We start from the raw sequence: 9,900 nt of genomic DNA, 5'->3' as shown, positions 1-9,900 counted from the left end.
ATCTTATGGGTCAAGGTTGTGAGTTCACGATGCTGCCCCCGCTCCAGCCCCGGCGATTGGCTTGGATTGAAACGTTTCGAAGTCGCAGCCGCCTCGATCTGCTGCCTTTTTGGCATCGATGTGGTGATTTCCACAGGCATTCAGTCCTTGAAGAGCCCTGGGGAGCGCTCCACCGACCTGACTGGGCGAAGCGTGGGCTGTTGATCTGGCCCAGAGGGGGCGTCTGGTTGCGAATCGAGCAGACCATCACCTGGCCAAGGCATTGGCAGTGTTGCGAGGAGAGTCTTGAACGGCTTGTTCTCAGCTGGTGGGCCGACCAGGTGCGTCTCTGGGTGGACGGGACCCTCGTGCATGAGGGGGACCTGTTCGACACCCGTTGCCGCTGGAAGTTGCCGTTGCACTGGAGACAAGGGAAAGAGCTGAAGGTGATTCTTGAGCTGCGCAGTCCCTGTCACGACGATGGGGCTCTGATCACCAGCGATCTGGTCCGGGAGCCTGCGGTGCCAGCTGTGGATCCCCAGGGGTGTCTCCTTCCCCAGGCCCTCGAACTCACAGGCCTAAAGCCAGAGTCTCTGCCGGAGCCATGGCTTGACTGCGATCCGCTTTCCCCTCAGGCGACCGCTCTGGTTCACCAGCACCTCAAGGGGAGGGATTGTGCCGCTGGAGGACTGCACTGGGTGGGTCATGCTCATCTGGATCTGGCCTGGTTGTGGCCTGTGGCTGACACATGGCAGGCTGCGGAACGCACCTTCGATTCAGCTTTGCGCCTGATGGAGCTCTTCCCGGAGCTGCATTTCGCCCACTCCACCCCTGCCCTCTATGAGTGGATTGAGCGCCACCGCCCCGCGCTGTTCGCCCGTATTCAGCAGGCCAGTCGACTCGGGCGCTGGGAGCCCATCAATGGCCCCTGGGTGGAAACCGACTGTGTGCTTGTCAGCACGGCTTCGCTGTGGCGGCAATTCGCACTGGGTCAGGAGACCAGCCAGAGGCAGTTTCCAGAGTGGCGACATGACCTGGCCTGGCTGCCGGATAGTTTCGGATTTGCGTGCGGGCTTCCAGCCGTCGCACAGGCCACGGGAGTTCGCTGGTTCTGCACGCACAAACTGGCCTGGAATGCCACCAACGTCTTCCCTCACCGTCTGTTCCGCTGGCGAGGACGCGGCTGCGAGGAGGTGCTGGCGTTGATGTTGCCTGCGATCGGTACGGACTCCGATCCTCTGTCCATGCAGCTGGAACAGCAGCGCTTCCTTGCCGATACAGGGGTCGATCAAGCCTTGTGGTTGCCGGGGGTTGGTGATCACGGCGGCGGTCCGACCAGGGAAATGCTGGAAGAAATGCAGCTCTGGCAAAACCATCCACAGACTGCTCCACGCAGATCAGGGACAGTCCGTGAGTATCTGAAGCAGCTGGAGCCGCTCAGACCCTCCTTACCCGTCTGGAGGGATGAGCTCTATCTGGAACTGCATCGAGGCTGTGCGACTTCACGCCCGGATCAGAAACGACACAACCGCGTTCTGGAGAGGTTGCTGCGGGAACAGGATCTGCTGGAGGCCCTGGGAGCTGAACCCTCACAGCATGGAGGCTGGCGGGTGCTTCTGTTTCAGCAGTTTCACGACATTCTCCCTGGAACATCGATTCCTGAAGTGTTTGATCAGGCGGAGTCACAGTGGCGAGCCGCCCGCAGGCGGGCGGCAGCGGTGCGCACGACTGGTCTCCAGCAGTTGCTCAGCCGTGGGTCAAGCAATGACCCACGGCCTGAAGAGGGGAGGCAGCACTGGGCATGGTGTGGTCTTCAGCCCCTGCAGCGCTGGTCTCCCCTGGTGCGTCTGCCCCGCGGACGGTGGTCTTGTGAAGGCCAGGCCCTTCCGTCGCAGGCGGCACCGGGCGGCGATCTCTGGGTGCAGCTGCCCGAGGCCCAGGGAGTCATGGCATTGCCTCTGAAGTGCTGTTCTGATGAGGCAGCGTCTGCGACGGCTGAGTCTGCAGTGCGGAATCCGGTGCGGGTGAAGGTCATCGCCGAGCGGCGCTGGCGTCTCTGCAACGGTCTTCTGGCTATCGAGCTGGACCACAGAGGACTGGCTCGACTGCAGGATCAGCAAGGCGTGGATCAGCTCTCGTCGCCACTGCAGCTTTGTCGCTACCGCGATCGAGGTGAGTTCTGGGATGCGTGGGACGTTGCGGGGGATTACCAGCAGCATCAACTGCCGATTGATGCCGACTGGCAACCGGAGCTTGTGGAGCAGGGCCCGCTCGTGGCAAGGGTCGTGCTGCGTTGCTTGATCGGGAGCAGCGCGATGCGCATGCACGTGATCCTGCGAGCCGACAGTCCAGCTGTTGAACTGCAACTGACCATCGACTGGTGTCAGACCCATGAACTGCTTCGCATGGTCTGCCCTCTCGCAAGGCCAGCGGTGCGCTGGGCCGCGGACACCAGCGGCGGTGTGATCGAGCGACCTGCTGTGGCTTCGACGCCCGGTGAAAAGGCCCGTTGGGAGGTGCCAGTGATCTCCTGGCTTGCCAGTGAAAATGCAGCTCCAGGTGGAGGTCTGGGGGTACTGCTTGATGGCCCTCAGGGCGTTGATGCCGGGGCACAGCATCTCGGAATCTCCTTGCTTCGCGGGCCTACCTGGCCTGATCCATCGGCAGATCAGCGTCGACATCGTCACCGCCTCGCTCTGATGCCTGTCTTGAAAGGTTGGTACCTGGATGGTCTTGCCCAGGCGGCAATTCATTTCCGGGAACCTGGTTGGCTTGGACCCGTTGATCTACAGGCTCGCTGGCGCGGATTTCCTGCTCTTCCAGGATCACTGGTGCCGGTTTCGATTCGAGAGGACACGGCCGACCCTGACGTCATAGGTGCGGTTCTGATCCAGCTGCTGAACCCCGGAGGCGCAAGAGTCAGCTGGACACCAGCGGATGAGGGCTGGAGAATCCGGGATGGTCGGCAATCCATCGTGATTCCTCCAGGAGCGCTGCAGGAGATTCGATTGATTCCTCAGTCGTCGTGATCGTCAAACGGATCATCCAACCGCTTCGACGGTGGTCCAAACGATATGTACACACCAAAACCGGTGAGTCCAAGCAGAGCGGTCAACATCGCGATCGACACCGACAGCGCCGGGGAGGAGCTTTCCATCACATCTCTCGACAGGATCGACCCTCTTCAGGGTCGGGACCACTACAGTATCGGGGCTGAACTTCACCCGAGACCTCAGGGCCGCTATGGCACAACGCACTCGTTTGGGCGATCTGCTCCGTCCTCTCAACTCCGAGTACGGCAAGGTTGTTCCCGGCTGGGGGACCACTCCTGTCATGGGCATCTTCATGGTGCTGTTTCTGGTTTTTCTGCTGGTGATTCTTCAGCTCTACAACCAGTAGCTGATCCTCGAGGGAATCAACGTGAACTGGAATGGTGGCGCCTGATCCCGTCCGCTGGTCACCTCCATGAACATCTTCGGCATCGGACTCCCTGAGATGGCCGTCATCGGAGCTGTTGCGCTCCTGGTGTTCGGTCCCAAACGTCTGCCTGAATTCGGGCGGACACTTGGAAAGACTCTCAAGGGTTTTCAGACTGCTTCCAAGGAATTCGAGCGAGAGATCAGCAAAGCGATGGCGGATCCTGAGGAACTTCCACCTACCTCTCCCCCGGATTCCGCGACAACGACCAAGGCTTCTGAGGACTGATCGGTGATCAATCGAGGAGGCCTCCGTCTGGTGGTCGGTCTGGGTAATCCCGGTGAAAAATATGCTTCAACCCGGCACAACGTCGGGTTCATGGCTTTGGAGCTGCTCACAACTCGAGAAGGTGGTCGTTTCAAGCCGATGTCCAAGCTTCAGGGAGATCTGGCTGATGTCGGGTACGGCAGCGATCGACTCAGACTGTTGATGCCACAGACCTATATGAATGACAGTGGTCGTTCAATTCGAGCAGCATTGGACTGGTTTGATCTGGAGATCGACCAGCTGATCGTGCTCGTTGACGACATGGATCTGCCTCTAGGACGGCTGCGCCTTCGAGCCAGTGGTGGTGCAGGAGGACATAACGGTCTGAAGAGCACCATCCAGCATCTGGGCACTCAGGATTTCGCCCGACTTCGAATTGGCATTGGTGCGCCAGGTCGCAATCCTGAGGAACGCCGTGCCCGTACGGTGTCTCATGTGCTTGGACAGTTCAACCGTTCTGAGGAACCTCTGCTTCAGAACGTGCTGCGCGAAGTGTTGTCGGGTCTCGATCACATTCAGCGACAAGGACTGGATCGGGCTGGAAATGCCATCAATGCGGTGAATCTGTCTCCTGCTGTTGATGGCGAACAGGCCTGATGGCACCTCTGCCTGTCACCACGGCGCATCTGCGGGTGCATCATCACAGCTTCCGAGACAAGTGTCTTCAGGGAGAGGTGCAGGCTGGCGGATTCATCTGGACATTTCATTGGTTGTTTGAACGGGGTGAGCTGAGCGTTGAGCCCTCTCTGGGCAGAGCATTGATTCAGGACGCACTGCTTCGCTTCCTTGTGAAATCCGATTACAGGCTGGAGGCCGGCGGCGACTACAGCTTCACTGTTCGTGCCCGTTTCTGAACGGGGCTGGTCCAGGCCAATCGATGATCCGGCCGAGATCGGATTCAAGAATCACCAGGGCCGCAACGGCATCCAGTTGGACGGGCGGTAACAGCAACCCTCTCGGTAACAATCGTCGCCATCCCTTCGGAGGCCAAAGTTGCCAGTAGCGCTTGCGTGCTTGAAGTGTGGTGCCACGCTCATCCACCAGCTTGATGGCTAGATCTGCAGGAAGCTGGTTCCTGAGGCTTTCGCTGGCAGTGCCGTTCCCCAGCACCAGGAGTTCTATGGGTGCCAGCTTGCTCCAGATCTCAAGGATGTCGTGTACTCCCTCAGTGGCAACAACTTTCCCCTCGATCACGCAGTTGCTGTCACTGTCGACCAGGACCAGGCCACATTTGCTGCGCCCGGGGTCAACCGACACGATCCTGCTCACTGGATGTCGTCCTGGAACGTTGATGCCGGGCGCAGCGGTTTGCTCGGACGCAGCTCGATGGCGATGGGATCGGCTGTTTCACTGCGACGCAAGGCCACAGCCTCGAGTTCAACACGGCCTCCGCGCCGCTCGGTCAGCTGCTGAGCAAGTCTGTTGACGGCGTTGGCGTCAAACTGAAGCCCCTGGCTGAGAGATCCCCGTCGGCGTACTTCCGCCAGCGTGGAAGCCAGCAGCAGGTTGACCCGGTTTCGCACCTCTTCCGGTTTGGTCTCCTGGCTGGCAAGAGCTGTCTTGGCAAGGGTTTCCCCTGCGACGGTGATGGCCACATTGGGCCGCACATCCGGAAAGGCGTAAACCACGCTCTCTCCTCGCAGCACATTCGCCGCTGAGCGCAGCAGCACCACCCAGGTGCCAGGTTTGCGGATGGCTTTTTCCAACCGTTCAATGTCCTGGCGCGGCACGAGGATGATCTGGCGATCCGGCGATTGTCCAGGCAGAACCTTCTGAAAGGCCTGAAGATTGGCTTCCCTCAGCACCTGGTCAATCACCTGCCGGGCTTGATCTGGACGATCCAGCTTGAGTGTGACAGTGGCAAGTGGCTGACCACTGCTGATGGCCACATCTCCCCGACGCAGCGCCAGCAGGTTCTCCTCAAGCAACTGAAGCTCCGCTTCACCGGAGCTGATCCGTTCGCGTACAGCGTTCAGTTCATCATCGGTTCGCTGGATTTCAGCATCGCGGTTGCGGACGTCCTGGCTGAGTCTCCGCCGTTCCGCCTCCAGTCGCCGAGTCTGTTCCTGCAGGGGTTGAAGTGTGCTGCGCAGCTTGCTGGCCCGTGCCTGGGCATCAGCCAGAATTTTTCTGGCTTTGATTTCATCGGCACGAGCTTCTTCGAGTTGCTCACGGGCCTTTCGCTGAGCTTTGCGGCTTCCCTTCAGATCAGAGCGGCTGCTGCGCAGACGAGCTTCGAGATCATTGAGTTCAAACAGACCAACGCGCAGCTGGCGGCTCACCAGAAGCATCAGCCCGAGCGAAAGGGCACTGATCAGGCTCCCCGTGAGCACAGTGATCACCACAGCGGTTTGACGTGGGCGAAGACCGAACAGGCTCAGTCGCGCTTTGCCGACCCTTGAGCCGAGTCGATCGCCAAGGGTGGAGAGCACCCCGCCGAGGATCAGCAGGGACAGCAGCAGAAGCCAGCCGGTCACGGTCGGTCAAACATGCGGCGGGCCGCCGGAATGCTGCCCATTTTCACCTGTCGAGGGGTTAACTGAAACGCTTGGCCAGTGCAATCGGATCAAGAACGGTGATCTTCTTGCGGTCAATTTCGACTAGGCCTGAATTGCGTAGATCCCCGAGCAGGCGTGTGATGGTCACGCGTGTGGATCCGATCGCTTCAGCGATGGCCTGATGAGACAGGCGCAGGTCAATGGTGATGCCCTGGGATCCAGGCATGCCGAAGTCCCTGCAGAGAACAAGCAGAAAACTCACCAGACGGGAGGACATGTCCCGGTGTGTGAGGGTCTCAATCATGGTTTCTGTCTGAAGAATTCTGCTGGAGAGACCCTGGAGCAATAGCAATCCCACGCTGGTGTCCGCTTCGATCGCCTGGCGCACGGAGCTGGCTGGTGCCGTCACCATTTCCACCCTGGTGAAGGCCACGGAGTGATAAAAGCGATCGGATCGATGTCCGGTGAGCAGTGAGAGAACACCGAACAGGCTGTTTTCTCTCAACAGGGCAACGGTGATCTCCTCACCCGACTCGTACACCCTCGATAGACGCACAGCGCCTCGTCGGATCAGATACACGCGCTCGGCAGGGTCACCGGGGAAAAAGATCGTTTTGTTCCGTTCCACCATTTCGGTGCTGGCACCCTCCAGATCACGGATCACTTCCAGCAGGGTGCGGCTGGCGGGGTTGGGGGCATTGATCAGGCTTGTCTCTGCGGATCGCCCAGGCTGGGGAGCGGTCCGACTGAAGCCGCGCATCACTTCGGCCATGACCAACGCATCAATGCGGGGAAGTTAAGGAGCGATGCGCGGTCACCCTGTAGCAACGAACACGGTTCTCCCGGCTCAGTCGCCATGCAGTGCATTCAGTTGTGCAGCCATGAGTTGCTGGAGCCCTGGTTCGGCTAGGTCCAGCAGGCTGTTGAGCTGCCTGCGACTGAATGGTGCGCCCTCGGCAGTCCCCTGCAGCTCCAGCAGATCACCGGCGTTGTTCATCACCACATTGAGATCCACATCGGCCCGACTGTCTTCGCTGTAGTCCAGATCAAGCAGAGGATTCCCCTCGACCAGGCCTACAGAGACTGCCGCCACCTGGTTGACGACCGGATTGGTGCTGATGCGGCCCTGCGCCAGCAGCCTTTCACAGGCCTTCTTCAGGGCGAGCCATGCACCGGTGATGGCCGCTGTTCTGGTCCCTGCATCTGCCTGAATCACATCGCAGTCGATCAGCAGAGTGTTCTCTCCCAATGCCTTCATGTCGATCGCGGCGCGAAGACTGCGACCGATCAGACGCTGGATCTCCTGGGTGCGTCCTGACAGTTTCATCAGTTCTCTGCGTTGACGATCTGGGGTGGATCCGGGCAGCAGGCGATATTCGGCGCTCAGCCACCCCAGTCCCTGATCCCTTCTCCAGCGTGGGACGCCGACTTCCTGGCAGACGCTGCAGAGCACGGTGGTGCGTCCAGTGCGCACGATCACTGAGCTCAGAGCGAAACCCATGGGATCCCAGTCAATCGAGAAAGCTCTGAGATCGGATGGCTGGCGACCATCGTTGCGCTGGGTGTCGCTCATGGGGAGACGGCTCGGAATCCTGAGCCTGCCAGTTGGAGTGGAGACACCATGGATGGTGTCAAAGGGATTGTGATTTGCGCTTTCGCCGCTAGATTCAAGTTCCGCTGGGTTGTTTTGATTCCAGCCACGACGGAAGCGACCCAGATGACCGCAAGCCTGAGCCCCAGCCATCGATCCCGTGGGCAGAGCGGTGCTGATCATCGGGATCTGAATCGTGCCGGCCTGCACCCACTGCCCTCACTCCAGCCTCAGCATCCGCTGCATCTGGTGGCCCCGGAAGGGCAGTTGCAGGTTCACACCGCCCCCTATCGAGGCAGTTTCGGCACAGTGCTCAGTCAGGCCATGCGTTCCGCAGGGCTTGGCAGTCGTGTCGCTGTGATGCAGTTCCTGAAAGGCGGCGTCGCCCAGGGCCCTGATGCCGCGATCACGCTCTGTGATCGCATGGTGTGGACAAGACCCGCCGTGATGGGATGTCTGTCGGATCCAGTCGGCTCATCTGACGCTGCGGCAGTGGATGCCGTGCAGGCGATCTGGCGGCTCTGCAGCCGCCACCTGGCCTGCGGAGATCTCGATCAGTTGGTGCTCGATGAACTCGGATTGGCCATTGCGCTCGGTTATCTCGTTGAGAAAGAGGTGCGCGACAGCCTGGAAGCACGCCCTGGTTCCATGGATGTGATCATCACAGGACCGTCAATCCCTGAATCTCTCATGGGTCTTGCGGATCAAGTGACCGAACTGCGAAGGGGGTTCTGATGCTCAAGAACGACCGATGGATCACTGAACAGGCTGCCTCGGGCATGCTCGAACCCTTTCAGAAAGGCTTGATCCGACATCTGGATCCTGAGCAGAAACTTTCACCTGTTCTCAGCTTCGGCTGCTCCTCGTACGGGTACGACCTGCGTTTGTCAGCTAAGGAATTCCTGATTTTCAAGCATGTTCCTGGAACAGTGATGAATCCCAAGCGGTTCAATCCTGCCAACCTTGAGCCCACTGAGCTTCACCATGACGAAGATGGTGACTATTTCATCCTTCCCGCCCATTCCTATGGCCTCGGTGTGGCTCTGGAAAAGATGAAGGTTCCGCCGAATATCACCGTGATCTGTCTCGGCAAGAGCACCTATGCACGGCTGGGAATCATTGTGAACACCACTCCAGCTGAAGCCAGCTGGGAAGGGCATCTCACACTCGAATTCAGCAACAGTTCAGGAGCTGACTGCCGCATTTATGCCAATGAAGGGATCTGTCAGCTGCTGTTTTTTGAGGGTGATCCGTGTGACACCACCTACAGCGATCGGCAGGGCAAATATCAACATCAACCTGAGAAAGTGACGCTCGCCAAGATTTGAATCGCCAGGAATGGTCAGTTCCGCCCCGATCAGGGCGCCAGACGAGCCTTGTGCAGTCTGTTTTTTTCGTACCAGTCAGCGAACTCAGGCGCCCAGCTCTGCAGATGGGGCCACATCAGATCACAGAGCTCTCTGATTTCCTGTTGTGCATCGAGTTTGGAGCGCAGGTCAAGGAAGTGAAGGAAAGCGCGCAGACTGAAACTGACAACAAAATGCTGTCGGTAGTCAAAGGGCAGAATTCCTCTGGCATGTTCTTCTGAGAAGCCTTCCCGTAACAGATCGCGGTAGCGTTCCGCCGCCTGTTGGCAGAGTTTCAGATCGATGCATCGTTGTTCATCGGCGTAGGTGTATTTCTTGCCCAGTCGGTCTCGGTACTCCCCCACCGGACGCAGATAGAACACTTCCTCGAGATCCAGTTCTCCGTCCGCAGCCCGGCAGATGCGTTCACCGGTGTAGCGCATCGATTGAACATCAAAACTCACCCCGACCCTGTGCGTCCGAGCCTGCTGCATCACCGAATGAGGGAACCAGCCCACGTTCAGCACGATCTGGGCATGTTCCAGCGGGCCGTAATGGCCTTTCATTCCACCAAGCAACCGCTTGATGCAAATCTCCCCGGCCCTTGTTTCGTTCGGCCACTGGTCGCGTTCCATCACCACGAAACCTTCGCTGTAGTCCTGGTGCATGCCGGCGTACACGCTCTGCTGAGGATTGGGTGTAGCGGCGATCAGTTCGACCCGGAAGCGGGAATCCATGAGGT

Annotated in this window: 13 protein-coding genes; 7 read left to right on the top strand and 6 right to left on the bottom strand. The window is 59.3% G+C overall.

Annotated elements, in window-relative coordinates; translation table 11 throughout:
- The first annotated feature begins 29 nt into the window (after positions 1-29).
- Positions 30-3,008, top strand: a complete 2,979-nt coding sequence (locus tag SIB83_RS05615) for an alpha-mannosidase (protein WP_413747006.1) — start codon at positions 30-32, stop codon at positions 3,006-3,008.
- Here the strand turns inward: SIB83_RS05615 and psbN are convergent.
- Positions 2,996-3,136, bottom strand: coding sequence for a photosystem II protein N (psbN, locus tag SIB83_RS05610; protein ID WP_413404062.1), 141 nt, complete (start codon positions 3,134-3,136; stop codon positions 2,996-2,998). The genes SIB83_RS05615 and psbN overlap by 13 nt on opposite strands.
- An 86-nt stretch (positions 3,137-3,222) precedes the next feature.
- Between psbN and psbH the strand changes: the two genes are divergently transcribed.
- From psbH to SIB83_RS05590, 4 genes are all read left to right on the top strand, one after another.
- The gene (psbH, locus tag SIB83_RS05605) at positions 3,223-3,378 is read left to right on the top strand and encodes a photosystem II reaction center phosphoprotein PsbH (RefSeq protein WP_413747005.1); all 156 of its coding nucleotides are present in this window, start codon (positions 3,223-3,225) and stop codon (positions 3,376-3,378) included.
- Positions 3,379-3,444: 66 nt separating this feature from the next.
- Positions 3,445-3,684, top strand: coding sequence for a TatA/E family twin arginine-targeting protein translocase (locus SIB83_RS05600; protein ID WP_413747004.1), 240 nt, complete (start codon positions 3,445-3,447; stop codon positions 3,682-3,684).
- A gap of 6 nt (positions 3,685-3,690) precedes the next feature.
- Positions 3,691-4,320: an aminoacyl-tRNA hydrolase gene (gene pth / locus SIB83_RS05595; RefSeq protein ID WP_413747296.1), complete on the top strand. Its 630-nt coding sequence runs from the start codon at positions 3,691-3,693 to the stop codon at positions 4,318-4,320.
- Positions 4,320-4,577: a DUF3146 family protein gene (locus SIB83_RS05590; RefSeq protein ID WP_413404059.1), complete on the top strand. Its 258-nt coding sequence runs from the start codon at positions 4,320-4,322 to the stop codon at positions 4,575-4,577. Before pth ends, SIB83_RS05590 begins: the two co-directional genes overlap by 1 nt.
- Here the strand turns inward: SIB83_RS05590 and SIB83_RS05585 are convergent.
- The 4 genes from SIB83_RS05585 to rph form a co-directional block, all read right to left on the bottom strand.
- Positions 4,555-4,992 (bottom strand): resolvase, encoded by a 438-nt coding sequence (locus tag SIB83_RS05585; protein WP_413404057.1) that lies wholly within the window; start codon positions 4,990-4,992, stop codon positions 4,555-4,557. The genes SIB83_RS05590 and SIB83_RS05585 overlap by 23 nt on opposite strands.
- Positions 4,989-6,200, bottom strand: coding sequence for a DUF3084 domain-containing protein (locus tag SIB83_RS05580; RefSeq protein ID WP_413747003.1), 1,212 nt, complete (start codon positions 6,198-6,200; stop codon positions 4,989-4,991). The genes SIB83_RS05585 and SIB83_RS05580 overlap by 4 nt, the downstream gene beginning before the upstream one ends.
- A gap of 58 nt (positions 6,201-6,258) precedes the next feature.
- Positions 6,259-6,993, bottom strand: a complete 735-nt coding sequence (ntcA, locus tag SIB83_RS05575) for a global nitrogen regulator NtcA (protein WP_413406118.1) — start codon at positions 6,991-6,993, stop codon at positions 6,259-6,261.
- A gap of 75 nt (positions 6,994-7,068) precedes the next feature.
- Positions 7,069-7,794 carry a ribonuclease PH gene (gene rph, locus SIB83_RS05570; RefSeq protein WP_413747002.1) on the bottom strand — a complete coding sequence of 242 codons (726 nt, stop codon included), beginning with the start codon at positions 7,792-7,794 and terminating at the stop codon, positions 7,069-7,071.
- A gap of 144 nt (positions 7,795-7,938) precedes the next feature.
- Here rph and SIB83_RS05565 point away from each other — a divergent pair, with 144 nt between their 5' ends.
- Together SIB83_RS05565 and dcd are read left to right on the top strand one after the other, a co-directional pair.
- The gene (locus SIB83_RS05565; RefSeq protein WP_413404052.1) at positions 7,939-8,547 is read left to right on the top strand and encodes a cob(I)yrinic acid a,c-diamide adenosyltransferase; all 609 of its coding nucleotides are present in this window, start codon (positions 7,939-7,941) and stop codon (positions 8,545-8,547) included.
- Positions 8,547-9,140: a dCTP deaminase gene (gene dcd, locus SIB83_RS05560; RefSeq protein ID WP_413747001.1), complete on the top strand. Its 594-nt coding sequence runs from the start codon at positions 8,547-8,549 to the stop codon at positions 9,138-9,140. Before SIB83_RS05565 ends, dcd begins: the two co-directional genes overlap by 1 nt.
- A 29-nt stretch (positions 9,141-9,169) precedes the next feature.
- Here the strand turns inward: dcd and thyX are convergent, their stop codons facing one another.
- A complete protein-coding gene (gene thyX, locus SIB83_RS05555; RefSeq protein ID WP_413404048.1) occupies positions 9,170-9,895 on the bottom strand; it encodes an FAD-dependent thymidylate synthase in 726 nt (241 codons plus the stop codon).
- Between the last annotated feature and the right edge of the window lie 5 nt (positions 9,896-9,900).

Source organism: Synechococcus sp. MIT S9507, assembly GCF_047304715.1.
In the GTDB taxonomy this organism is placed as follows: Bacteria; Cyanobacteriota; Cyanobacteriia; order PCC-6307; family Cyanobiaceae; genus Synechococcus_C.
Note: the sequence above shows the minus strand (reverse complement) of the source record. Positions and strands in the feature narration are given on the sequence as shown.